This window comes from Solibacillus sp. FSL W8-0474 (assembly GCF_038004065.1).
Classification (GTDB): Bacteria; Bacillota; Bacilli; order Bacillales_A; family Planococcaceae; genus Solibacillus; species Solibacillus faecavium.
In genome coordinates this window covers 1,317,252-1,341,155 of record NZ_JBBOQJ010000001.1, presented here as the reverse complement: position 1 = coordinate 1,341,155, position 23,904 = coordinate 1,317,252, and the positions used below count along the sequence as shown (strand labels likewise).

Annotated in this window: 24 protein-coding genes; 7 read left to right on the top strand and 17 right to left on the bottom strand. The window is 37.7% G+C overall.

Annotated features, from left to right (window positions below; genetic code table 11):
- Positions 1–126: 126 nt before the first annotated feature.
- From spoIVA to der, 5 genes are all read right to left on the bottom strand, one after another.
- Entirely contained in the window at positions 127–1,605 is a 1,479-nt protein-coding gene (gene spoIVA, locus NYE67_RS06540) for a stage IV sporulation protein A (RefSeq protein WP_445683383.1), read from the bottom strand.
- Between the two features lie 135 nt (positions 1,606–1,740).
- Positions 1,741–2,463, bottom strand: coding sequence for a hypothetical protein (locus NYE67_RS06535; protein ID WP_340727435.1), 723 nt, complete (start codon positions 2,461–2,463; stop codon positions 1,741–1,743).
- Between the two features lie 19 nt (positions 2,464–2,482).
- Positions 2,483–2,731 (bottom strand): DUF2768 domain-containing protein, encoded by a 249-nt coding sequence (locus tag NYE67_RS06530; protein ID WP_340727434.1) that lies wholly within the window; start codon positions 2,729–2,731, stop codon positions 2,483–2,485.
- A gap of 173 nt (positions 2,732–2,904) precedes the next feature.
- On the bottom strand, positions 2,905–3,918 hold the full coding sequence (locus NYE67_RS06525; protein ID WP_340729527.1) for an NAD(P)H-dependent glycerol-3-phosphate dehydrogenase: 1,014 nt from the start codon (positions 3,916–3,918) through the stop codon (positions 2,905–2,907).
- A 114-nt stretch (positions 3,919–4,032) separates the two neighbouring features.
- The gene (der, locus tag NYE67_RS06520; protein WP_340727432.1) at positions 4,033–5,343 is read right to left on the bottom strand and encodes a ribosome biogenesis GTPase Der; all 1,311 of its coding nucleotides are present in this window, start codon (positions 5,341–5,343) and stop codon (positions 4,033–4,035) included.
- 214 nt (positions 5,344–5,557) lie between these two features.
- On the opposite strand from der, the gene NYE67_RS06515 reads away from it, so the two are divergent.
- The 5 genes from NYE67_RS06515 to NYE67_RS06495 are packed head-to-tail and all read left to right on the top strand — an operon-like array spanning position 5,558 to position 10,329.
- Positions 5,558–6,166 carry a TetR/AcrR family transcriptional regulator gene (locus NYE67_RS06515; RefSeq protein ID WP_340729526.1) on the top strand — a complete coding sequence of 203 codons (609 nt, stop codon included), beginning with the start codon at positions 5,558–5,560 and terminating at the stop codon, positions 6,164–6,166.
- Between the two features lie 17 nt (positions 6,167–6,183).
- On the top strand, positions 6,184–7,677 hold the full coding sequence (menE, locus tag NYE67_RS06510; RefSeq protein ID WP_340729525.1) for an o-succinylbenzoate--CoA ligase: 1,494 nt from the start codon (positions 6,184–6,186) through the stop codon (positions 7,675–7,677).
- Positions 7,677–8,093 (top strand): MaoC family dehydratase, encoded by a 417-nt coding sequence (locus NYE67_RS06505; protein WP_340729524.1) that lies wholly within the window; start codon positions 7,677–7,679, stop codon positions 8,091–8,093. The genes menE and NYE67_RS06505 overlap by 1 nt, the downstream gene beginning before the upstream one ends.
- Positions 8,090–9,091, top strand: coding sequence for a 3-oxoacyl-ACP synthase (locus NYE67_RS06500; RefSeq protein ID WP_340729523.1), 1,002 nt, complete (start codon positions 8,090–8,092; stop codon positions 9,089–9,091). The genes NYE67_RS06505 and NYE67_RS06500 overlap by 4 nt, the downstream gene beginning before the upstream one ends.
- 11 nt (positions 9,092–9,102) lie before the next feature.
- Positions 9,103–10,329: a substrate-binding domain-containing protein gene (locus NYE67_RS06495; RefSeq protein ID WP_340729522.1), complete on the top strand. Its 1,227-nt coding sequence runs from the start codon at positions 9,103–9,105 to the stop codon at positions 10,327–10,329.
- 147 nt (positions 10,330–10,476) lie between these two features.
- On the opposite strand, the gene rpsA is transcribed toward NYE67_RS06495, so the two are convergent.
- The 12 genes from rpsA to NYE67_RS06435 form a co-directional block, all read right to left on the bottom strand.
- Positions 10,477–11,622 carry a 30S ribosomal protein S1 gene (gene rpsA / locus NYE67_RS06490; RefSeq protein ID WP_340729520.1) on the bottom strand — a complete coding sequence of 382 codons (1,146 nt, stop codon included), beginning with the start codon at positions 11,620–11,622 and terminating at the stop codon, positions 10,477–10,479.
- A gap of 114 nt (positions 11,623–11,736) precedes the next feature.
- Positions 11,737–12,411, bottom strand: a complete 675-nt coding sequence (gene cmk / locus NYE67_RS06485) for a (d)CMP kinase (protein WP_340729519.1) — start codon at positions 12,409–12,411, stop codon at positions 11,737–11,739.
- Positions 12,412–12,566: 155 nt separating this feature from the next.
- Positions 12,567–13,220: a flagellar brake protein gene (locus tag NYE67_RS06480; RefSeq protein WP_340727429.1), complete on the bottom strand. Its 654-nt coding sequence runs from the start codon at positions 13,218–13,220 to the stop codon at positions 12,567–12,569.
- A gap of 82 nt (positions 13,221–13,302) precedes the next feature.
- A complete protein-coding gene (locus NYE67_RS06475; protein ID WP_340729518.1) occupies positions 13,303–14,586 on the bottom strand; it encodes a PepSY1/2 domain-containing protein in 1,284 nt (427 codons plus the stop codon).
- A 13-nt stretch (positions 14,587–14,599) separates the two neighbouring features.
- Positions 14,600–15,427 carry a spore cortex-lytic enzyme gene (gene sleB / locus NYE67_RS06470; RefSeq protein ID WP_340729517.1) on the bottom strand — a complete coding sequence of 276 codons (828 nt, stop codon included), beginning with the start codon at positions 15,425–15,427 and terminating at the stop codon, positions 14,600–14,602.
- Between the two features lie 157 nt (positions 15,428–15,584).
- The gene (prsW, locus tag NYE67_RS06465; RefSeq protein WP_340729516.1) at positions 15,585–16,259 is read right to left on the bottom strand and encodes a glutamic-type intramembrane protease PrsW; all 675 of its coding nucleotides are present in this window, start codon (positions 16,257–16,259) and stop codon (positions 15,585–15,587) included.
- 127 nt (positions 16,260–16,386) lie between these two features.
- Complete coding sequence (locus tag NYE67_RS06460; RefSeq protein WP_340729515.1) at positions 16,387–17,352, bottom strand: asparaginase; 966 nt, start codon at positions 17,350–17,352, stop codon at positions 16,387–16,389.
- A gap of 5 nt (positions 17,353–17,357) precedes the next feature.
- Positions 17,358–18,332, bottom strand: coding sequence for a YpdA family putative bacillithiol disulfide reductase (locus tag NYE67_RS06455; RefSeq protein WP_340729514.1), 975 nt, complete (start codon positions 18,330–18,332; stop codon positions 17,358–17,360).
- Positions 18,333–18,386: 54 nt separating this feature from the next.
- A complete protein-coding gene (locus tag NYE67_RS06450; protein WP_340729513.1) occupies positions 18,387–19,145 on the bottom strand; it encodes a metallophosphoesterase in 759 nt (252 codons plus the stop codon).
- 134 nt (positions 19,146–19,279) lie between these two features.
- Positions 19,280–19,981 carry a LysM peptidoglycan-binding domain-containing protein gene (locus NYE67_RS06445; RefSeq protein ID WP_340729512.1) on the bottom strand — a complete coding sequence of 234 codons (702 nt, stop codon included), beginning with the start codon at positions 19,979–19,981 and terminating at the stop codon, positions 19,280–19,282.
- A gap of 80 nt (positions 19,982–20,061) precedes the next feature.
- Positions 20,062–21,507 carry a RecQ family ATP-dependent DNA helicase gene (locus NYE67_RS06440; RefSeq protein WP_340729511.1) on the bottom strand — a complete coding sequence of 482 codons (1,446 nt, stop codon included), beginning with the start codon at positions 21,505–21,507 and terminating at the stop codon, positions 20,062–20,064.
- Positions 21,504–22,550: a helix-turn-helix domain-containing protein gene (locus NYE67_RS06435; RefSeq protein ID WP_340729510.1), complete on the bottom strand. Its 1,047-nt coding sequence runs from the start codon at positions 22,548–22,550 to the stop codon at positions 21,504–21,506. The genes NYE67_RS06440 and NYE67_RS06435 overlap by 4 nt, the downstream gene beginning before the upstream one ends.
- Positions 22,551–22,652: 102 nt before the next feature.
- On the opposite strand from NYE67_RS06435, the gene NYE67_RS06430 reads away from it, so the two are divergent.
- Complete coding sequence (locus NYE67_RS06430; protein WP_191698195.1) at positions 22,653–22,901, top strand: ferredoxin; 249 nt, start codon at positions 22,653–22,655, stop codon at positions 22,899–22,901.
- A 148-nt stretch (positions 22,902–23,049) separates the two neighbouring features.
- Entirely contained in the window at positions 23,050–23,826 is a 777-nt protein-coding gene (locus tag NYE67_RS06425; RefSeq protein WP_340727419.1) for an enoyl-ACP reductase FabI, read from the top strand.
- The last annotated feature ends 78 nt before the right edge of the window (positions 23,827–23,904 follow it).

The following is a 23,904-nucleotide window of genomic DNA, read 5'->3' as shown; positions in this document are numbered from 1 at the left end:
AACTGAATTCATCCATGTTTCGTTGATATTTTAACTTTTTTTGCAAAGAAAACAGAAATTACAGGACAATTCACCTATAAAAGTGAACGGTCCTGTAATTTTTCAATCATAATTTTATATTGAAATTTAAATAATAAATGTAATTAAACCTCTTTCTCCTTCATTTATTAATCTTTCCAACATTAAACGCATTCTGTTTTTCGCATGAGTCGGGACACCACTCATTTTATAGCGGATACTTTCTGTTAATACTTCATGTAAAGGTGTACCGAATAATTGAGTTTGCCATAATGCCTGGCGATCATATTCAAATGCATGCTTCAAATCCTTCAGCAAATGCTGGCTATGAAACTCTGAGCCGATTAATGGCGAAAACTCCGCTTCCATATCAATACGAATAATATGGTAGGATGGGGCAGTTGCTTTCATTCGTACACCATAAAAATTATTTTGTTCAATCAATTCAGGCTCACTTGGAGTAAATTCGTCCATTGCAGGCAATGTCACACCATAACCATCTTCCTTCGCCTGTTCAATGGCTTCACGGAATCTGCTTTGCGCCGCTTTGGCTTCTGCTGCCTCCTTTATAAACAAGAGCCATTCTTTTTTCGATTCAACTGGTTTATCGAGCCATTCTGCACACGCTTCTTTATAATAGTCATTGTGGATATTGACACGCAACGTTGCAATACCTTGCCCGGCATCAATATTTTCCACTGTACAGCTTTCTATAAAATCAATTTCACGGAGCAATTGACTTGCTGCTTCTACATCACGAATTTTCATCGCATCATCTTGTAATTGTGATGTAGCAAATGATAATGTTTCATTTAAATGATGATGCTCATCTAACACATCCAACCAATCCGGCTTCTCTACTTGAATCTCATTTACATTGAATTCAAATAATGCTTCTTGCAAAATCATCATAACATCGTTTAATTGCATCTGCTGAATAGCAGTCGGGATTACAGGTACATCATATTTTTGAACGAGTGCTTGTTGTAGATTCTGTGTTTCAGCCGAATGTGGGGCTGTACTATTAAGCACAATTACGAACGGCTTTCCGATTTCTGTAAGCTGATCAATAATTTGCTGCTCCGCTTTTTCTACAGCAGCCCGTGACATTCCATTTACCGTTCCATCTGTCGTTACGACAATTCCGATATTGGCATGGTCACGAATAACTTTATCTGTCCCAATTTTCGCAGCTTCCTGAAACGCAATTGCTTCATTATGCCATGGTGTTTGCACATATTTTGGTCCTGACTCGTCTTCATAACCCTTTGCTCCCTCAATTACATATCCGACACAATCAACAAATCTTACACGGAAAGGTATTGCACTTTCTCCAAATGCAACAGTTGTACCCTGAGCTGGGACAAACTTCGGCTCTGCCGTCATGATCGTAGGTCCAGGAGAACTTTGGGGAAGCTCATCCATCGCACGCATACGGTCTTCCGCATTTTCAATATTAGGCAATATTACGCCTTCCATGACCTTTTTAACAAACGTCGACTTACCAACACGAACTGGTCCTACTACACCAATATAAAGATCACCATTCGTACGTTCCGCCAGTTGCTGAAAAATATGCTCGCTAATCGTATTGCCTCCTTTATATGCCTTAATCTTCTGTTTCCAGTTAAAGTATTCATTATCAAAACACTATATGTATATTCGTTTTTAAATATGAAAAAAGGTGTACTAAAAGTTTCACCTTTTTGTACACCTTTTCTGTTATTTTTCTTTTTTTGTTGGATCATACCAAATGATTGGTTCATTGTTTTCATCTACCGTGTATGGAAGTGAATATGCTGGTACTACCGGAAAATTATCGACTAAAATTTCCCGAATGTCGTCACCAGGCTGCGCGACAATATCGTTATCTTTCATATACGTATATAAATCAATCGAATAATCGACGTATAAATCTCCTTCAGCCGATACAACAATTGGTAATTGATTATTCGAATAAGGACTCTGAACTGTCACATTTTCTTTATAGCCAATATTTTCAAAGTTAACTGTATAAACATGCTCGGCCACTTTATCTTTAAACTGGGGATATTTCGTCCCTTTAAATCGAATATTGATTTCACGTAAACGTTCAGGCGTACGTAAATCAACAAGCTTCACAGTTGGGTTTTCTTCCGGATTCCAAATAATATACTGAAAAATTCCACCCTTTTCATATGCATTCCCCGGCGGCGAACCAATATATTTTGGAACAAGTTTTTCAAAGTCAATTAAATATTTAATAAAAATGTCTGTGTCCTGGTCACGCGTTTTAATTGGCAATACCCCTGTATCTTCCCGGTACTCATTAACAGCCCGCTGGACACCCGCAAGCATATCGACATCAGGTCTTAGACTAGATTGATCGAAGTTAGTTGAGGAGCCACACCCTGATAAAAGCAACGTGATGATGGATAATAGCACAAACCATTTTGAAAATTTCATAATATGTATTCCCCCTACCTTAGTTCGGCCATGTTAATATGACAAGTACCATCAATAATGTGCCGATAAAAAACATTACATAGGCAACAAGTTTAAATAAAAACGATAAAAACGTATTATGTATCCATTTACGGACTGCTGTGATAATTAATAATGATGCTAATAATAAGCCAATTGAATAAAACGAAACCCACATAACATCCAATGCATGCATAGTAGCTAAAGGACCACGTGCAGAGTTTAATAGTAGATTTGACATCGGATTCATCAATAGTAGAACGTGTTGCAATGCTAAAACCGCCTTCCTATAAATTTTCACGGATATTCCGCTAATAATTATAGCCTTTTCAGGTAAAAAAAAACAGGAGGCATACAAGTATCCCTCCCTATTTGTGACAAATTATTAAATTTTATAGATTTCTCTATGTTTAAATAAGCTGATTAGCTCATTTCATCGATTTCGCTTTTTTTCGTTCGCAGCATTAAAGATTCAACTAATGCTTTTGGTTCCATATCATTAAATAACACATCGTACAGCGCTGATGTAATAGGCATGGAAACTTCGTATTTTTTGGATAACTGATAAGCTGCCTTCGTCGTACGTACGCCTTCTACGACCATCCCCATCTCTTCCAATACCTGATCAAGCTTCATTCCCTTGCCAAGCATATTACCAGCCCGCCAGTTACGTGAATGCACACTCGTACAAGTTACGATTAAGTCGCCCATTCCTGTCAGCCCAGCGAATGTAAAAGGATTCCCACCCATTTTTACACCGAGACGTGTTATTTCCGCTAATCCACGTGTAATAAGAGCCGCTTTTGCATTATCTCCAAAATTAAGACCATCCGTCATACCAGCTGCAAGTGCAATTACATTTTTTAGCGCCCCGCCTATTTCGACACCAATGACATCATCATTTGTATACACCCTCAAATAGTGGTTCATAAACAGATCTTGCACCTTTTCCGCTGCCTTCAGATTTCTGCAAGCCGCAGTTACCGTTGTTGGATGCTGCAGCACAACTTCCTCAGCATGGGAAGGTCCTGATAGAACGACGATGTCACTAACAGCATCAGATGTCAGGCTTTCTTTCATCAACTCAGAAATTCGCATTAAAGTATCCGGTTCTATTCCTTTTGAAACATGGACAAATAAAGCCTTGTCTGTAATATAGCTTGAAATTTCTCCGCAAACTTCGCGGATTCCTTTTGTTGGTACAGCCATGACGATTGTTGAGCCATGCTTTGCTGCTGTTTCCAAATTAGCAGTTGCCTTTAAATTCTGTGGCAGTACTGTATTAGGTAAATATTTTTTATTCGTATGTTGTTCATTTATTTCGTTCGCCTGATCTTCCCGATGTGACCAAATTAACGTATTATGTCCGTTTTCCGCCAAAACGATTGCAAGTGCAGTCCCCCAGGAGCCTGCGCCTAAAACTACTACATTTTCCATTAATAAACCCCCAAATCTACTTAAAGTTTCTTAATATAATTTACTTCAAGCTAAATTCCCTTTATGTACAAAAACGCTAGTTCATTTTCATAAACTAGCGCTCTGTACATTTAATTAGTCACGAGCACGTGTAATAAGACGTATTGGAGTACCTTCGAAATCGAATGTCTCACGAATACGGTTTTCCAAGAAGCGCTCGTATGAGAAGTGCATCATTTCAGGTTCATTTACGAATACAACGAATGTTGGTGGTTTAATCGCCACTTGTGTTGCGTAGTAAATACGTAAACGACGCCCTTTATCTGTTGGTGCTGGATTACGTGCAATGGAATCTTCAATTACTTCATTTAAAATAGATGATTGAATACGCATCGCGTGGTTTTCACTAACACGTTTTATAATAGGTAGAATATTGAGTACGCGTTGTTTCGTTTTTGCCGAAACGAAAACGATTGGTGCATAATCCAAGAACAAGAAATGCTCACGAATTTGTTCTGTGAATAAATTCATCGTTTTCTCGTCTTTTTCAATTGCATCCCATTTGTTTACAACGATAATTACCGCTTTACCAGCTTCATGTGCATAGCCTGCGATTTTTTTATCCTGTTCTTGAATGCCTTCATCTGCATTCAGAACGACTAAAACAACGTCAGAACGTTCAATTGCGCGCAGTGCACGTAGCACAGAATACTTTTCTGTTGTTTCATAGACTTTCCCTTTTTTACGCATACCCGCCGTATCAATAATGACATAATCTTGCCCATCATGTGAGTACGGAGAGTCAATTGCATCACGAGTTGTCCCTTGAATTTCACTTACAATAACACGATCTTGACCTAAAAAGGCATTTACAAGTGAAGATTTCCCAACATTTGGTCGCCCAATTAATGAGAATTTAATCGTATCTTCATCGTATTGTTCTTCATCTGGTTGCGGGAAGTGTTTTGCACATTCGTCTAGTAAATCCCCTAAACCTAAACCGTGTGAACCGGAAATTGGCCAAGGCTCACCGAAACCTAATGAATAGAAGTCATAAATCATATGACGCATATCCGGGTTGTCGATCTTATTAATGGCCAAAACAACCGGTTTTTTTGTTTTATATAAAATTTTTGCTACTTGCTCATCCGCAGCAGTTACACCTTCACGACCATTTGTCATGAAAATAATAACATCCGCCTCATCAATAGCGATTTCTGCTTGCTGGCGGATTTGCTCTAAAAATGGCTCGTCCCCAATTTCAATACCACCAGTGTCGATAATATTAAATTCATGTGCTAACCAATCAGCCGAACTATAAATACGGTCACGTGTTACACCTGGAATATCTTCCACGATCGATACACGTTCTCCGACAATTCGGTTAAAAATTGTCGATTTACCTACGTTCGGACGTCCTACGATGGCGATTACTGGTTTTGTCATCTGTACTTCATCCTTCCAAACTCTTGTCTTTCCGTATTATACACGAATTTGACTATTATATCATTTTTTCACAACATTCTAAATGGAATTATTGTATGTGAGACTTGTTATTTAATCTTTAATTGTAAAGTAATAAAAAGAATTAAAAGCTATTTTAAAAACATGTTGTATTTTCTGAATATCAAGAATATTATAAAACTGAGAGGTGATTCATATGTCAGAAATGTTAAATTTGTCTACCAATTCCCAACCACTTACAAAGAAAGGAGAAAAGACACGGCAGCACTTACTAACGATTGCAGAAGAAGTTTTTGGTGAAAAAGGGTACTTTAATGCGTCCATTGTTGATATTACACAAAAGGCCAATGTAGCGCAGGGGACCTTTTATAATTACTTCCCTTCTAAGCAGTCAATTTTCGAAGAGCTTGTGCGTAACATGAGCCACACATTTAGAAGTGAAATTAGAAATGCAATTAAGACGGCAGGTAGTTTTGAGGAGTCCCAAAGAATTGGCTTCCGTACATTCTTTTCCTGGGTAAAAAATCATCGGAATTTGTACAGTATAATTCAGCAAACAGTTCTTGTGGATGAAAAACTCTATCGCTGGTATTACGAGCGCTTAGCATCCGGATACATTAAAGGATTGGAAGAAGCAATTGGTAAAGAGGAAATAAAGAAATACGATTCCGAAACTATTGCTTATTGTTTAATGGGTATTAGTCAGTTTTTAGGGATGAGATGGATTTACTGGGAGGATAAAGACGTACCAGAGGATTTGTTAGAAGATGCAATAGCCCTTATTTTCCAAGGTTTACGAAAATAACTGCAGGAGTGATTCAATTGAAGGGAATATCACATTGGATTGATCAGCGTTCCATTATTACACCGAGTAGACTAGCTTTAATCGATGCCCAGAGAAAAATTACTTATCTGGAAATGAGCAGCATGGTTAACCGATATGCCGGCGTATTACAATCCACTTACTCTATTAAAAAAGGCGACCGGGTTGGTATTTTATCGATGAATAGCATTGATTTTATCATTTTATTATTTTCATTGGCAAAACTCAATGCTGTCGTTGTTCCACTTAATATCCGTCTAACTGAAGACGAGTTAGAATATCAACTTAAAGATAGCGGACTTCAAACACTCATTGTTGACCATGACAACTATGAAAAAGGTAAAGAGTTGTTAACCCGAACAAACTTTCTTTTATTAACATTTAAAACGATTAACATCGCACATCCAGAGCCGCTCACACCTATAGAAATTGATTCAGCAGCTCCCTACATTATCTGTTATACATCCGGTACAACTGGCAGGCCTAAGGGAGCTGTTTTAACCCAAGAAAATATGTTTTGGAATGCAATCAATAATACGTTAAGTCTCGATATCACTTCAAAAGATAAAGTTATAACGTTGTTACCTCTTTTCCACATTGGTGGAATTGGATTATTCACATTACCCGTTCTGTTAGCTGGAGGAACAGTTATTGTACCGGAGCGATTTAGTCCTGAGCAAGCACTGGAGTATATAGAGAAATATAAAATAACCATTATTATGGGCGTCCCAACTATTCATGATACTTTACGGAAAAGCCCTAACTTTGAAAAAACAAATTTGACCTCTGTACGTTTTTTTTATAACGGAGGTGCTCCCTGTCCTGAAGAGCTAATCCATTGGTATATACAAAAAGGCATTAGCTTCGGGCAAGGTTATGGTCTCACTGAAACCTCCCCTACTGTATTTTTATTATCAGAGGAAGATTTTCATCATAAAGCTGGTTCGATTGGGAAACCAGTTATGTTTACGGAAATCCGAATAGTGGATGAAGATGCAAAAGATGTTTCACCTGGTCATTATGGTGAGTTGCTTGTAAAGGGACCGAATGTCATGAAGGAATACTATAAACTCCCTGATGAAACAGCAAAGGCAATTCAGAATGGTTGGTTTGCAACGGGCGATATTGTAAGACAAGACAAGGACGGCTTTGTTTACATTGTTGGTAGAAAAAAAGAAATGATTATATCAGGTGGTGAAAATATTTATCCATTAGAGATTGAAAAAGTGATTTATGAAATTGGTGATGTTGTGGAGGCAGCAGTTATCGGAGTTCCTCATAATAAATGGGGCGAAACACCAATTGCTTTTATTGTATTAAAAGAAGAGACAACCTTAACTGACAAAAAGTTAAAAGAATTTTGCACTAAAAAGTTAGCAAGATATAAAGTTCCAAGTCTTTTTAAAATTGTAAGCGCTTTACCGAAGAATGCGACAGGGAAAATCGATAAACTAACTTTAAAAAAATATTACGTAGAAGAAGCGGTGAATTAATGGTGAATTTTTTTGTTGGACAGAAAGCGACTTTTAGCAGAACAGTTACCGAGACTGATATTGTCATGTTCGCTGGTTTAAGTGGTGACTATAACCCTGTTCATGTTGATCAGGAATATGCTGGAAATACAAGATTTGGACAGAGAATTGCACATGGTTTATTAACTACTTCATTTTTATCCAGGCTCTTAGGCATGGAACTTCCTGGAAAAGGTTCGGTTTTTTTAGAGCAAACGCTAAAATTTCTAAAGCCGGTTTTCATAGGAGATACGATAACTGCCAGTGCGGAAATTTTAGAAATCGACTCAGACCGGCGAATTCTTCGACTCGAAACAATTTGCCGAAAACAGGATAATACTGTTGTGTTGCAAGGGGAAGCAAAAATGATGATGCCAAAGGAGGGTAAAAAAATATGATACAAATCGTTCATACAAGCACATATTTTCCACCCGATGTTGAAACAGCTCGGATACTAGGTGAGAAAACAGGTATTCCAGAAGAAGTAATAATACAGAAATTCGGTCTCTACGAGAAACATGTGGCTGATTCCTCCATGCATGCTTCCGATATGGCGATTAATGCAGCATTGCCAATACTAGAGAAGGTAAACCCGCTGCTTATAGACGTGGTTATATATTTTGGAAGTCCTTATAAAGACTATGGTGTTTGGTCCAGTGCACCAAAAATCCAACATAAGCTTGGCGCAAAAAATGCGTATGCCTTTGAAATAATGAATGTAAGCTCTTGTTTTCCTATCACACTAAAAGTTGCAAAAGATATGTTAACTTCTGATACTACAATTAACCAAGTTTTACTAGTCGGAGGATGTAAAGAATCACAAATTATAGACTATCAAAATCCTCGGTCAAGATTTATGTTCAATTTTGCTGATGGGGGTGCCTCTACCCTTCTATCAAGAGGTAATGGCAAATTTGAAATTTTAGAATCATCCATATACACAGACGGTTCGTTCCACGACGATATACGTGTACCAGCTGGAGGTTCTGCTCTTCCCGCTTCCCTTGAAACAGTTAATAAGAATCTTCATTTCATCGATGTAAAAGATCCTGCAGATATGAAAGAACGGCTTGATCCTATATCGGTAGCTAATTTTTTAAAGGTAGTAAAAGAATCGGTAGAAAAAAGCGGTTATACGTTGCAGGATATTGATATGCTTCTTCCATTGCATACAAAAAAGTCGATGTTTCATCAAATTTTAGACGGACTAAAGCTTTCCGAAGAAAAAGCAGTATATCTCGACCATTATGGTCATATGTCATCCCTGGATCCGCTTGTGGGTCTCCATTTGGCTGAGACAGAAAATAGACTAAAAAAAGGGAACATCATTGTTGCGGTCAGTGCTGGAACAGGTTACACATGGGCAGCGACAACATTAAAAAAAATCAAAGACTGAGGAGGAAGAAAGTGAAAATTTTTACTAGCAAAAATATATATTTAGGTCTATTTTTATCACTTCTATTGTTTGTCCTTGGATGCAGTGCTGATGAAAGTGAAAATGTAGAGGGGGCTGAAGCGAAAGATGCTATACCTATTAAAATTGGAGTGCTTGCATCTTTAACTGGTGGTTTGGAATCATACGGAAAACAATCTGTTCAAGGCTTTGAGCTTGGTCTTGAGTACGCTACGAATGGAACAATGGAAGTTGAAGGTCGTAAACTTGAGTTTATTGTCGAAGATACAGAAACAAAAGCTGAGGTAGCAGTACAAAAAGCTACCAAACTGTTAGAAGAAGATAAAGTTGATTTTCTTGTAGGTTCTTCTAGCTCCGGTGACACACTAGCTGTTTTACCGCTTGCAGAGGAATATGAAAAAATAATGGTTGTAGAGCCAGCTGCTGCAGATAGTATTACTGGTGCAGAATTCAATAAGTATATTTTCCGTACAGCACGAAATTCATCTCAAGATGCGGTTGCGGGTGCAGCTGCTATCGCTAAAAAAGGAGTCAAAATAGCAACCCTTGCCCCTGATTACTCATTCGGACAAGATGGGGTTGCTGCATTTAAAGAAGCAGCGATCAAGTTAGGAGCAGATATTGTTCATGAAGAATATGTGGATCCTGCCGCTACAGATTTCACTTCTAATATTCAAAAGATTATCGGTATAAAACCTGATTATTTATATGTTATCTGGGCTGGCTCAAATACACCTTGGGGGCAAATCAGTGATATGAAAGTTCAGGAAAAAGGGATTAAAATCTCTACTGGTGTTGCAGATATAGCAACTTTTCCAACGATGATACCTTTAGTCGGAATGGAAGGTTTTACGGTGTATTATCATGAGTTACCGGACAACCAAGTAAACACATGGCTTGTAGAAGAACACAAAAAGAAATTTAATGGAGAGGTACCAGACCTTTTCACACCAGGTGGAATGAGCGCCGCCTTAGCAATAGTTGAAGCATTAAAGAAAACAGAGGGAAATACCGATACAGACCAACTTATTGAGACAATGGAGGGAATGAGCTTTGAATCGCCAAAGGGTACTATGACCTTCCGCCCAGAAGATCATCAAGCGCTCCAATCACTGTATGCTGTAAGACTTGAAAATAAAGAAGGTTTTGACCACCCTGTTCCCGTATTAATTAGAGAGCTAACTCCGCAGGAAACTGCTCCTCCGATTCGAAATAACTAGAAAATATTAATCAAAGCCCTTCGACTGTCGACCTAGTAAAAAGCTGAGTGGTTGACAGTCCTTTATTTTTCCCCACTCAATTTTAACTATCCGTAAACAAGATTAAAAATGCCCACATAAGCATTGCTTACATGGGCAGTCTTTGATTTATTGTTTTTTGAAGCCCTTCAGCTGGTCACCGATAACATCGCTGAAAGAGAATCCTTTATTTTCTTCAGGAAGCTCATAATCGAAATCCTCTTCTGCATCTGAATCTTCCTGTAATGCTTTAATGCTTAATGCAAGACGTTTTTCATCTGCATTCACTTCCAGCACCTTAACTTCCACTTCTTGTCCTTCTTTCAATGCCTCATGTGGTGTATTAATATGCTTATGTGAAATTTGGGAGATGTGAACTAGACCTTCAACTCCCGGGAATACTTCAACAAATGCACCAAATGTAACAAGACGTTTAACGGTACCCGTTAATACAGTGCCCTTTGCAGCCTTTTCCGTAATGTTTGTCCACGGACCAGGTAATGTATCCTTAATTGATAGCGATACACGCTCATTTTCAATATCAACTGACAGGACTTTTACTGTTACGGCTTGTCCTTCTTGTAAAACGGTAGAAATATCTTCTACATGCTCATGAGCAACTTGCGAAATATGAACTAACCCATCAATGCCGCCTAAATCAATAAAAGCACCGAATTTTGCCAAACGTTGAACCGTACCTTCCAATACATCGCCTTGATTGATGTTTTGAATAACCTGTTGCTTTTTCGAAGCTTTTTCTTCATCAAGTACTGCACGATGAGATAAAATAAGTCGACCTTTGTCTTTATCTAATTCTGTAATTTTTAATCGTAAAGTCTTTCCTTTATAGTCTTCAAAATCTTCTACAAAATAATCCTCTACTAGTGATGCGGGAACGAAACCACGAACGCCTAAATCTACGACAAGTCCGCCTTTTACAACATCTTTAATTTCCGTTTCGAAAATTTCACCGGATTCGAATTTTTCTTTTAGCTTATCCCATGCTTGAAGTGCATCGACTTTTCGCTTTGATAAAACAAAATTTTCTTCCTCAACTTTTGTAATGATTAGCTCAAGCTGATCTCCAACTGAAACTATATCGGAAGCTTTTTCAATGTGTAAGCTTGAAAGTTCGCTAATAGGTATAATTCCATCAAAAGGTGCCCCCTCGATAGAAACTGTCACTGACTTCTCTTCAACTTGTACAGCGACACCTTTCACAATATCTCCTTCTTGAAATTTTTGGTTTAACCCTAAATTCATTTCCTCAGACATATGTAGCCCTCCTTCGCATTATCCACCTTTATTTTATTCCAAATGATCGACAAAGACAAAAAATAACCCTTTATTTTCAGAAATTTCATGCGTTACATAGGATAACCATATAAATTAGCTCATTTTTTGTTGTGCTAATTCTATAATTTCCTGTGCAGCTTCTTGAATTGTTAAATGTGTTGTATCCAAAAATAGTGCATCTTCTGCCTGAATAAGCGGTGAAGCCTCACGCTCACTGTCAAGCTTGTCCCGGAGTGCGATTTCCTGTTGCAATGTTGCAATTGTAGAAGGAATTCCTCTTCGTTCGTTATCAAGGAAACGACGGCGTGCCCGTTCTTCTACAGTTGCCGACATGAATATTTTAAGTTCCGCATCTTTTAATACATGTGTTGCGATATCTCGTCCATCCATCACAACTCCACCATCCGCTGCCAGCTTTTGTTGCATTGAAACTAGTATTTCACGAATATTTGCGTGAGCCGCGACTTCCGAAACATTTGCAGTTACCTCATTTGAACGGATTGCTTCAGACACATTTTGTCCATCTACAAAAACAATTTGCCCCTGCTCTGATGGCTTTAATATAATTGTTGTATTTTGCAGCATCGTTTCTATAGACTTTGCGTCATGTAATTGTATGTTTTCATTCAAAGCTTTATACGTAACAGCACGATACATTGCTCCTGTATCTATATACGTAAATTGAAGCGTTTCGGCCACTATTTTTGCAATTGTACTTTTACCTGCCCCGGCTGGACCATCAATTGCAATTTGAATTTTTTTAACCATAATTAAATCCCTACTTTCCGTAGTTATTGTATCATAACCTGAAAAATATTAACTTCATTTCAATCTAAATTTTACTTGGATATTTTTGTAGACACTTTTAATTATCTATCTAAAAAAGATCTAAAAAGTGGGGTACTTTTCAGATCTTCATGTTTTTATATTTCGTTCATTTCTTTTTTTCGAATTAACACTTGACGCTCAAAGCAGAAGCGCACAATTTGCTGTTTATCAAAATCCTCAGTGTCTGCAAATTGTAATGACGCTACTTGAATTCCATCCCGCTCGAAAACTCTGACTACTTCGGAGTTTGTCTCAATGTATCGAATCTCTCCATTTGCAAACGGCAATACAATTAAAGTATTCACCATATCACCTTCAATAAAATTCACCGGGGTTTTCAAGCGTATTAAAATACCGCCAGCACTAATATCTTCAGCCACAAACTGGAATTTCTGTCCTTCATGTTCAACTGCAATATCTACAGGTGTTTCTACACGGACAAACTTTCGACGTTGTATTTTTATGAATTCATCAGCAGCAGGATGGGAGAGGATGATCATCTGAACATCCCCTCCTTTACGCCCTAAAACTTCGGTATTAAAGGAGTAGGTTTCCTTTGCTTCCGTACTGAATGTCACTCGAAATTGTGCACCATCTATTAAAAAAGCTGTTTTCTTCGTTGCTAAATTAATCGGATAATCGATAAAAATCATATTGTTGTGTTTTTCCACTACACGACATTTGAATTTTTCTATTCTTTCCGTATATGTTGGCTCTAATGTTAATTGTGTTCCAATCTTAAGTTCCATTTGCCTCTCTCCGTTACAAATATTATGATAATCCATTATCTCACGGGAAAGGGAATTTAGCTATATTTTTACAATTGGTTCACTAATTTAACTTTTCGTTCTTAATTACTTCATGTGTTTCTGCATCAATTACAATACGGAAAGTATCATTGGATTTATTATTTAATCTTGCAATTACTTCATAACATTTACGTAGCTCTAGACTTTTGTTAGCTGTATAGATTTTTTTCGTTTCTTCTACAGAAACTTGGTCGGAAAAGAATTTTTCCCAATCTATTGGTACTTCACCTTGAGTCGGTATTTTTTCTTCCTGTATATATTCCATAGCATTGATACCTAAAATTTCAGCATTGTCTTTTGCTACTTTTACCTGGATACTATCCGGATATACAAGCGCTTCATCTTCACCGTGTACTCTTGAAAATACAAAATGCCATGCCTCGTGATTTTCTCTTGATTCGGCAATTTTTACGTCAGAATAGCCGACCTTTTTCATAAATTTTTCGGCAGTACTCAAAATTTCTTCATGTGATAATGGATGTTTTTTCACCGGTCTTTCCAATAAAAATGAAAGAAGATGACCGCCATTTTCTGTTATATCAGCATAACCAATTTTCGAACCATGGATAAATTGTATATGATAAAAAGGATATGGGGCATCATCGCTGCTTTTTGTGACAGTAACAAGGGCATCATCAATATTTGGGAAGAAATTTTTGAATTTCTTAATTGCCTCACTTTTTGTGATTTTCTCATCCTTTATATGTTGTAAGTCTCGCTTTTTTTCATAATCAGACTCACTGGCAGTTAAAGGAAAATCAGTTTCATTATATGTTTTTAATTGTTTCGAAACATTCATAAATGGTGATTCACTTAGATCAGTTGTATGGTTATTTGACCATTTTTTCATGTCGCCATCATTTTCATAAAATGCTACCGTTGCAGTGTTCCATTCTTCTGCAAACGCATGTAAATTAGCGGCAACAGTATTCATCTTTTTGCGCCAATTTTCATAATCACCTGTTACTGCCGCTTGCTTTGCATTATCACCAATTTTTCCTAAATAGCGCATCCATTCATTTTGAACTTCCGGCTGTATCGGCAAATTGGCTACAGACTTCCTTAAATCACTGCTCATGCGCCAAATTGAATCTAATTCATTATTTAACGCTTTTTCATCTTGAAATATTAAAGATTGCTCGACTGTTGAATGTAACGTTGACAATTTTTCAGTTGCCGCTGATAAATCTCTTGTTTGGGCGGCAAAAACCGATCGTTCAAGCTGTTTGTTTTGAGTAAATAAGTCAAACGATACAAATCCTAATATGACAACGAATAACCCTAATAAATATGCAAAGTTTCTCATAATTCACACCCTTTTATAAGCAAAATATATGTTCGCCGATTTGTTTGATTTGAGGTCTTGACCATATCCATTTACTTGTCGCTGTTACAGGATTGAAATAGTAAAGAGCGTTTTCTGACGGATCCCAGCCGTTAATTGCATCAAGAACAGCCTGTTTAGCACGCTCGTTCGGAGTAAGCCAAATTTGTCCATCTGCTACTGCTGTAAAAGCTAAAGGCTGGAATATAATTTCCGAAATAGTATCCGGAAATTCAGGAGATTCTAAACGATTTAAAATTACCGCTGCTACAGCAACTTGTCCTTCATAGGGCTCACCACGTGCTTCTCCGTAAACAGCATTTGCTAGTATTTGCAAATCCTGTTCCGAATACCCTGGTGGTAATTGCATAGAGTCCGTCAAATTAGCACCTGTTCCAGATCCTTTGTCCGCTCCCGATCCTGAGCCTGTGCTTGCAGTTGTGTTATTCTTTTTCACTTGGTCTTTCAGAGGCATACCTCCATAGTACGTAAACTGATTACCTGCATTAATTTGCTCATGCACAAAGGCTCTATCAAAATCAGAGTTATTTACAAGCTTTTCTTTCGTTTTTTGACCCGCGATTCCATCTACCGGAAGTCCGTATTGTTCCTGGAAATTACGTAGAGCCCAATACGTTCCATATCCAAATTTCCCGTCAATTTTGCCATGATAAAAGCTTAAATATTGTAATCGTGCCTGTAGTTCTACCACATCATCCCCAAAAGCACCACGCTGCACTTCTTGATCTGAAAATGCAATTGTATGACTTGCAAAGCTACCTGACAAAATGAGTATGAATAATACAATCTTTTTCAATGTCATTTCCACTCCTTTTTTAGTAGGATGGAGTTAATTAAAAAGTTTATACATCCGAAAAATACATTTCGTTCATAAAATAGTGAACAATTTACTTTTAAACAAATTGCATTTTTTTACGCAACAAAAAAAGGCCCGATACAAATAATTTGTATCAAACCTATTATGTATCCCCGCTTTGGGATAAATGATCTATTAAATGCTCGTGCGCCTGTTTAACCTTACGAAGTGCAAACGTCCAAAGGAATAACATAAACGGCAACATTGCATACATGAAATACTCTTCCAACAATAGAATGGAGTTATATATAATGTGAAGTCCAATTGGGGCAAATAAAGCAAGCGCAATATATTTCTTCATAATTGTTTCGCTCGAAAACTTCCCTTTCCCGTAATAATATCCCATAACCACGCCAAACAAAGCATGACTTGAAACTGGTAAAAGTGCCCGCATGAACGCCTGGTCAAGTCCAAACGATAACAGAAAAATCACATTTTCCACAGTAGCAAACCCTAGTGACACAGCTGCACCATATAAAATACCATCGTACGGATCATCAAATTCGACGTGCCGTAAAATAACAGCCAGAATGATGAGCCATTTTACCAATTCTTCAATCGAACTCGTAAAAATGACATTAATAAAAAAAGGGTTCGAAAATGTTTCCTCTTCCTTTAAAACGAATTGCAAAAATAAAACCGGGAACGTAATAATTGCGCCATAAATGAACGCTTGAAATAATGTACGCCTTGGCTCTGTATCCATTTGATTTCTCAGATAAAAATAGCTTAAAAGGGCTAGACCCGGCGCAATTGCTGCAGATAAAACTATAAACATGTGGCCGGCTCCTTTCGATTCTCAAGTTCTAAATAGTATATCACTATTTATTTAATCATAGTTACCAGTATCCAATATTTGTATAAAAACAATTAAAACTCGGTAATTTCTAACCGAGTTTTAGATATCATTGCATAAAAGAAGCATAATTCGTATCGCCATTTGCAAGCATCAACAGAAGTTTTAAACGGGCTTTTTTCGGGTCAAAGTCGCCCCCCATAATAACACCAGTATCTTTTAGATTATTAGCGCTACTATAATAATCATATGTAGGGAATACGCGCCCTTCCTCTGTCGATGTTGTCAAAACGACCTTTGTCCCTTTTTGACAAAGTTTTTCGATTGCACCCATCATTTGAGGTGCCACCTGACCTCGTCCTGCACCGACAAGAATTACTCCTTCAATATCAGCTTCATAAAGAGCATTTAAAATAATTGAGCCAGCTCCTAAATAAGCAAAAACAATTTCTACCGTAGGATAGCTTTCTTTTATTGCATACACTTCTTTATGCGTTGGCTTTTGATAGATTACAACCTCATCATTATCAATAAAACCTAGCATCCCGTAACCAATAGCACCAAACCCGTTAATACTTGATGAGTGTGTTTTCTTTACATACTTTGAATGCAGAATCTTTTCATTAAATACTACGCAAATGCCTATATTTTTTGCCTCATCACTTGATGCCACCAATAAGGAATTACGTAGATTAGAATAGACGTCCGTTCCGATGTCTTCAGGAGATTTTTGTGAACCTGTCACAATAACCGGGCGTTCATCATATAATGTCAACTCTAAAAAATAGGCAGTTTCCTCTAGACTGTCTGTCCCGTGTGTCACCACAATTCCACTTACAGAAGGATCTTGAAAGACTTTTGTGATGGTTTTGTTCAAGTGATTTAAATTTTCAAATGTCATATGCATCGACGGGATTTGATATAAATCAATTAATTCAATATCGATATCATTTTCAAGCTGGCACATCGATAAAATTGCCTGTCCATCAAGCTTACCGGATTCCAGCTTATTTTTATCGTTTCGCGTACTAGCAATTGTACCACCTGTGGTGATTAGCACTACTTTTTTCTTCAAAAAATTCACCCCTTATGTAGTTTTTCATTTGCGATATTTTTTGCGATTAACCCTCCATGGAAGCGACCATTTTCAATAAAAATCTCATTGGCATTATTGCCTGCTGCTATAACTCCGGCAATGAATAAATTTTCGATATTCGTTTCCATCGTTTCGGGATTAAAAGCCGGTCTTCCTGTTTCATCATCAATATGAACACCCATTGCACTTATAAATCGGTGGTCCGGATGATAGCCAGTCATTGCAAAGACAATATCGTTTCCTACAGTTTCGGTAACTCCTTCTATCTCTAAAATTACTTCTGTCTCACGGATTTCCTTTACTTCTGTATTAAAATGCATCGTAATTTCACCTTCGCGGACAAGTCCCAAAAATTCTGGCAGTACCCATGGCTTAATGCTTGGTGAATAATCATTGCCTCTATAAATGACCGTTACATGTGCCCCAGCTTTGTTAAGCTCCAGCGCAGCATCGATCGCCGAATTTTTGCCTCCAATAACGAGAACGTCTAAATCAAAAAAAGGATGACCTTCTTTAAAATAATGATGAACTTTCGGCAAGTCCTCACCCGGAATATTTAAATAGTTTGGATGATCATAATAGCCTGTAGCAATAACTACATAAGGTGTTTCATAAATATCTTTATCAGTTTGTACGGTAAATAAACCGTTTGTTTTTTCTACACTTTTCACCATTTCAAAACGATTGACTTGAATTTTTTTCGCTTTCACCACTTCACGATAATAGACAAGTGCCTGATTACGCTTTGGCTTTCGTTCTTCAATAATAAATGGCACATCACCAATGGCTAACTTCTCACTCGTACTGAAAAATGTTTGATGTGTTGGATAATTGTATATCGCATTGACGATATTCCCCTTTTCAATAACAAGTGGTGACAATCCGATATTTTGTAGTTCAATCGCTGCTGATAATCCACATGGACCTCCACCGACAATGATTGCGTCTACCTTTTGCATAGTAACAGCTCCTTAATCAAATACAATAACCTTATTATACTGCTCTTTTCTATTTTACAAAGACTTCTCTTTGAAATTTATTTCTATTAAATGACACTCGGGCTTTGCGCCGAATCGTAATGGTAAGAGGGTTGTGCCATAGCCGTTGCTTACTAGTTCATAGCGGTTTTGAACTTTTTTAAAATACCCATGCGGTTGGACACCCAATTTCCCCAGCCGAATCTGTCCCCCGTGCAAATGTCCGGCAATGCTAAGTATAGGTTGAAATTTTTGATGAACTTTCTTAAATAACTCAGGGTTGTGGGCAATGAATACTGTTTGAGACTCCAAGCAATTATCGATTGCACGTTGAATATTTCCTTCACCTGGCCGATACGAAACCGCACTGATTGTTAAGCCATTCTCGCTAGCCAGCTTAATCGACTCATTTTCAAGTATTCTAATTTCGTGCTTCTTTAATAGTTGGCGAAGCTTATGTTCTCCAAATTCAACATCATTATTCCCCCATACAAAATAGGTTGGTCCGAGTTGCTTAACAAGCCGTATATTATGAAGGAAAGTCTCTTCTGTTGTACGGCGATCTACGAAGTCTCCGCCAATTATGACCGCACTTACTCTTTTATTTATTGATGTAATCATCGTTTTATCAATTTTACGAGCATGTGTATCGGAAATAAAAAACAAATGCACCTTCTCCTGTTGTTTACCTATTGTATGTACTTCATGCATACGAAGGTTATTTTCATGTGCCTGCATATACATAAAAAGCAGCAGTATGATACAAACACTCCCGATAATCCCAATAAAAACCATGCGCAATCCTCCAATATAAAAGCAAATACTACTTATACAATATCCATTTTTAACGTTTTCTTAACAAACAAAAAGACGAGCACCAAAACGGATCGTCTTTTTTACATATCGATATACGAAATGTTTTACTGCTTTTATGGAACGATTACTAAAACTTGCCCAGCTGTAATACTATCAGATGATAAATTATTGGCAGCTTTTATTTTTTCAATATATGCAGGGCTACCGTTACCGTAGTACTTTAACGCAATTCGATATAAGTTGTCCGATGAAGAAACGGTATGAGTTTTTTGCTCCGCTTTAGCTGCTGCTTTTTTCTTTTCCTCAAGTTCTTTTGCTTTTTTAGCTGCAACCTTTTGTGCTTCTTCGGCTTTTTTTGCCTCTGCAGCATCTTTTTCAGCTCTTGCTTTAGCCAATTTTTCTTCAGCTTTTTTGGCTTCTTCAGCTGCTAAGCGTTCTTTTTCTACCTTTTCGTCATCGACTTTGGCTTTTTCAGTTGCTTGATCTTCGTCTGTGTCTTTTTTGTCCTCATCGCTGTTAATAGATGCCGGAGTTTGTGGATTTTGCTTTTGAATTTCCACTAAATTCTCTTCCCCACCGCTTGCACTTTCTTTTGCGGATGTGCTTGGTTCATATATAAGCCAGACGTACCCTAAAATTGTTAGGGGAATAAATATTAAGACAACCGTTAAGATCGTCATCATTGGGTTTGATTGTTTTTTTGCACTCTTTTTTCGATGTCTGCTAACACGAGACACTTTTGAACCTGACTCGTTATGTAGGTCAATCTCTTGGCGATGCTCTTCTACCTTCTCCCGGTAATCCTCTTTTGCCATGTTCTGCACCCCTCCAACTACTAAAAATATAACTTTATTATGACGAATTTCTCCAAAAAAGTAAACGGTTCGCGAGTAGATTACAAGTTTCGTAGTAGTAATTTGTCCAAGCGTTGTTGCCAATTTGTCATTTTCACAGTTTCTTTCGATAGATCTCTCTTTTGAACAAGGTTAGATAATTCTATTCCGCAGTTTGTACAGCAATTTTCCTGCTGCTCTATTAAGTGCTGTCCAAAGTAACGAACTACTTGTCTTCGCATACATTCTTCATGTGTAATGAGCTTTAGAACAAGCTCCACTTCATCAAACTTTTTCAGCTGTATTTCCTGCATTCTACTATTTACTTTTTCAGGAGACTCCCGCGCCAGCCAATAACTTAAAACACGAAATACGACTTCCGACAATTCCCCATTTGTAAGTAACGATTCTGGCTGTTGGCCTGCAGCGACGGTTTGCATAAATCGCTCAATATGCACTTCTTTCGGCAAATCTTCAGTAGCGATAAATTTAGAAAATTGTTCATCCCCATCACAATATAGCAAAAAAGCGACAGCGGAATTTCCATCTCGCCCTGCCCGACCAATTTCCTGCATATAATTGGACAAAGTAGCCGGCATTGTTTCATGAATTACCTGTCGTACATTTTCTTTATGGATCCCCATCCCAAATGCATTTGTTGCGACAATCCACTCAAGTTTCCCTGCCAAAAACTGCTGTTGGATAAATTGGCGATCCTGTGCTTCCTTTCCGGCATGATAGGCAGCAGCGGCAACATTTTGCTGAATGAGTTGCAAACTAATCGATTCGGCTTTAGCCCTAGATTGTGTATAAATGATTCCAGGTCCCGCTGTACTTTTCACATGTTCAATAATCCATTCAATCTTTTCTTCTCGATGTGTAAACACTTTTTTTACTAAATGAATATTTCCCCTGTTTACCGTGTGCATATATTGAAAAGGTTCATTCATATTTAAATACGATTTTATGTCCCGGAGCACCGTGTCAGTAGCTGTTGCCGACAATGCAAGTATTGGCGGGCGGTTTGATTGTGGGAGCACTTCTCCAATACGTAAATAATCAGGACGGAAATCAAAACCCCATTGTGAAATACAATGAGCTTCATCCGCTACGATCAGTGAGAGCTCTATCTCCTGGATACGCGCCTTTACTTGAGGTTGCAGCAGCATTTCAGGGGAGATAAAAATAAAGCGATACTCCTGCAAAAAATGAAGGGCGTATTTTTTTTGTTCCATTGTTAAGAAAGAATTGAGGGCTACGACCCGTTTTTCACCCATTTGTTTCAACTGATCAACTTGGTCCTGCATAAGCGATAAAAGTGGCGATACAATTAAAACAGGTTTTTGAAATAAATACCCCGGTAGTTGATAACAAAGGGATTTCCCCATACCAGTCGGCAAAATGGCAACAACATCGTTTCCCTTTAAAATATTTCCGATAATTTCTTCTTGCCCTGGTCGAAATGCATCATATCCAAAATATTGTTTTAAAGCGCCTTGTAAATTCATGTTGTAATAGCTCCTTTCGCCAATGTTAGCCTTAATTGAAAATAACTTAGATGCGGTAATATTTCCTTCAATGTTTTTAAACGTTTCGTTCCGTAATCTTCGACTGCCGCTAAAATTTGCTGCTGATCTTCAATCGTTACAAATGGCTCAATTGAAAAATCCATTACGTTCATCGCCATTTCAACAATGTGATCTTCAATCGTATTGATTTTCAAACGACGGATATGGCTAATTTCCTCAATCGTTTTTCCAACTTTGTAAAGCTTTGCAGTTGTATTGGCTGAAGAAGTCAACAGCACTTCGACACGAATATTATGCATGATCTCATGCAATAATGGATAAAGGGTTGTTTTTTGATACAGCTCATTTAGCCATGCATGTAGTCCGCTTATATAAAGAAGTTGGACATCCATTTCCTGCATTTCATAACCAAATGCCAGCTGTTGCCACGTAAAACCAGGTTCGTTGTAGCCTGATAATCGATAGATCATTAAATCTTTAATGTTTTCTTCTATTGCAAGCTGCGAAAGACTTGATGATATTTCAGTATGTAGTGCCTGTTGCAGCAATCGGTTTTGGTAATGATGGCGCACTAAAAACTTGCGCACCCATTGCTGTGTTTGTTCATTCCTTTCGATCGGAATAAACGTATTTTTTTGGTGTAGCTGATGCGACAAACTTTGCACAATAAGTGATATCCGACTAAAAAAAAGATGCTCGTTTCCACGATAATGCCAACTATCAAAAGAGACTGGAAAAGGAAATGCTTGTGCCGCAAGTTGTTTTCCATAATCCGTGATGCTATAATAGCCGCTCTCTTCAATTAAAATAGCATTTTTAGCAAATAATAAATCAATCTGCTCATCAAATTTTTGACGTGTAAGCTTTGGTAGCAGACCAAAAAAAGGATAAAGATTATATAACCCTACATCATGAATGGTCTGCCCTGATCTTTTACCTTTTAAAAGATGGAAAGCAGCCGAAATTGTTCTTTCTTGTTGGAATGTATATAATATTTTCAAAAGAATTTGTTGGATTAGCATATCAAATCCCTCATTTTCGTAGTATTAGGTTGAAAAGTGCTGAAAACACATTTAGAATAAATAAGAGCTTTATGGAAACGAACGGATAAAGGAGAGGTAACAATGCCAAAATATACAATCGTAGATAAAGATACATGTATCGCTTGTGGCGCTTGTGGCGCTGCTGCACCAGATATTTATGACTATGATGATGAAGGTATCGCTTTCGTTATTTTAGATGATAACATGGGTACTGCTGAAGTTCCAGAGGATCTACTAGAAGACATGCAAGATGCATTTGAAGGCTGCCCAACAGATTCTATTAAAGTGGCTGAAGAAACGTTTGATGGCGATTCTTTAAAATTTGAATAATACGTAAGCAAACGAAGTGATTCTTTAATTTTTATTAAAGAATCACTTTTATTTTTCTTTTTTTCATATTGCGCATCATTATTAGAGATGTTATAGTTATTATTAGTAGCAGGTACTAATAATAACTAACTATTTTAGGGGTGTCGTTATGGATTTATTGGAGTTAAAAGGCAAGAATATAGTTGTAATGGGTGTAGCCAATGAAAGAAGTATCGCCTGGGGTATCGCGAAAAAACTTTTTGAAGTAGGCGCAAATGTTATTTTTACATATCGCAAAGAACGTTCTAAAGGAAAAATCGAAAAACTTTTAACAGGTTATGAGGACCACAATACAGCTGTTTTTGAATGTGATGTTAATAGTGATGAGAGCATCGAAACGGCCTTTACTCAAATTGGGGAACAATATAAAGTCATTCATGGAATCGTCCATTCAGTGGCATTCGCACACGCAGAAGATCTGCACAATCGTTTTGTTGAAACTACGCGTGAAGGATATGCTTTTGCACAGGATACGAGTGCATACTCTTTAATCGCTGTAACAAAAGCAGCCAAACCTTACATGACGGATGGCGGATCTGTTGTGACGATGACTTATTTAGGTGCTGAGCGAGTTCTTGACGGCTATAATGTAATGGGCGTTGCTAAAGCAGCACTTGAAGCTTCGATGCGTTACCTAGCAGCAGATGTTGGTGCAGATAATATTCGTGTAAACGCCATTTCAGCTGGTGCCATTCGTACATTAGCAGCAAAAGGTGTACCAAGCTTCAATCAAATTTTACACAAAATCGAAGAAACAGCTCCGTTAAAACGCAACACGAACCAAGAGGAAGTTGCTGATATGACAATCGTTATGTTAAGCAAGTTATCTCGTGGCGTGACAGGCGAAACGATTTATATCGATAGCGGTTATCATATTATGGGTTAGTCATAAGCGAATTCACAGCCTCCCTTGTGAATTCGCTTATTTATTTGGTAAAATGTAGAAAAATGATTTTTCAGGAGG

Coding starts and splice junctions, on each gene's coding strand:
- NYE67_RS06535 (WP_340727435.1), bottom strand. CDS start 2,463: ATGAAATTTTCAAAATGGTTTGTGCTATTATCCATCATCACGTTGCTT.
- NYE67_RS06530 (WP_340727434.1), bottom strand. CDS start 2,731: ATGAATCCGATGTCAAATCTACTATTAAACTCTGCACGTGGTCCTTTA.
- NYE67_RS06525 (WP_340729527.1), bottom strand. CDS start 3,918: ATGGAAAATGTAGTAGTTTTAGGCGCAGGCTCCTGGGGGACTGCACTT.
- der (WP_340727432.1), bottom strand. CDS start 5,343: ATGACAAAACCAGTAATCGCCATCGTAGGACGTCCGAACGTAGGTAAA.
- NYE67_RS06515 (WP_340729526.1), top strand. CDS start 5,558: ATGTCAGAAATGTTAAATTTGTCTACCAATTCCCAACCACTTACAAAG.
- NYE67_RS06505 (WP_340729524.1), top strand. CDS start 7,677: ATGGTGAATTTTTTTGTTGGACAGAAAGCGACTTTTAGCAGAACAGTT.
- NYE67_RS06500 (WP_340729523.1), top strand. CDS start 8,090: ATGATACAAATCGTTCATACAAGCACATATTTTCCACCCGATGTTGAA.
- rpsA (WP_340729520.1), bottom strand. CDS start 11,622: ATGTCTGAGGAAATGAATTTAGGGTTAAACCAAAAATTTCAAGAAGGA.
- cmk (WP_340729519.1), bottom strand. CDS start 12,411: ATGGTTAAAAAAATTCAAATTGCAATTGATGGTCCAGCCGGGGCAGGT.
- NYE67_RS06480 (WP_340727429.1), bottom strand. CDS start 13,220: ATGGAACTTAAGATTGGAACACAATTAACATTAGAGCCAACATATACG.
- NYE67_RS06475 (WP_340729518.1), bottom strand. CDS start 14,586: ATGAGAAACTTTGCATATTTATTAGGGTTATTCGTTGTCATATTAGGA.
- sleB (WP_340729517.1), bottom strand. CDS start 15,427: ATGACATTGAAAAAGATTGTATTATTCATACTCATTTTGTCAGGTAGC.
- prsW (WP_340729516.1), bottom strand. CDS start 16,259: ATGTTTATAGTTTTATCTGCAGCAATTGCGCCGGGTCTAGCCCTTTTA.
- NYE67_RS06455 (WP_340729514.1), bottom strand. CDS start 18,332: ATGCAAAAGGTAGACGCAATCATTGTCGGTGGAGGTCCATGTGGATTA.
- NYE67_RS06450 (WP_340729513.1), bottom strand. CDS start 19,145: ATGGTTTTTATTGGGATTATCGGGAGTGTTTGTATCATACTGCTGCTT.
- NYE67_RS06445 (WP_340729512.1), bottom strand. CDS start 19,981: ATGGCAAAAGAGGATTACCGGGAGAAGGTAGAAGAGCATCGCCAAGAG.
- NYE67_RS06440 (WP_340729511.1), bottom strand. CDS start 21,507: ATGAATTTACAAGGCGCTTTAAAACAATATTTTGGATATGATGCATTT.
- NYE67_RS06435 (WP_340729510.1), bottom strand. CDS start 22,550: ATGCTAATCCAACAAATTCTTTTGAAAATATTATATACATTCCAACAA.
- NYE67_RS06430 (WP_191698195.1), top strand. CDS start 22,653: ATGCCAAAATATACAATCGTAGATAAAGATACATGTATCGCTTGTGGC.
- NYE67_RS06425 (WP_340727419.1), top strand. CDS start 23,050: ATGGATTTATTGGAGTTAAAAGGCAAGAATATAGTTGTAATGGGTGTA.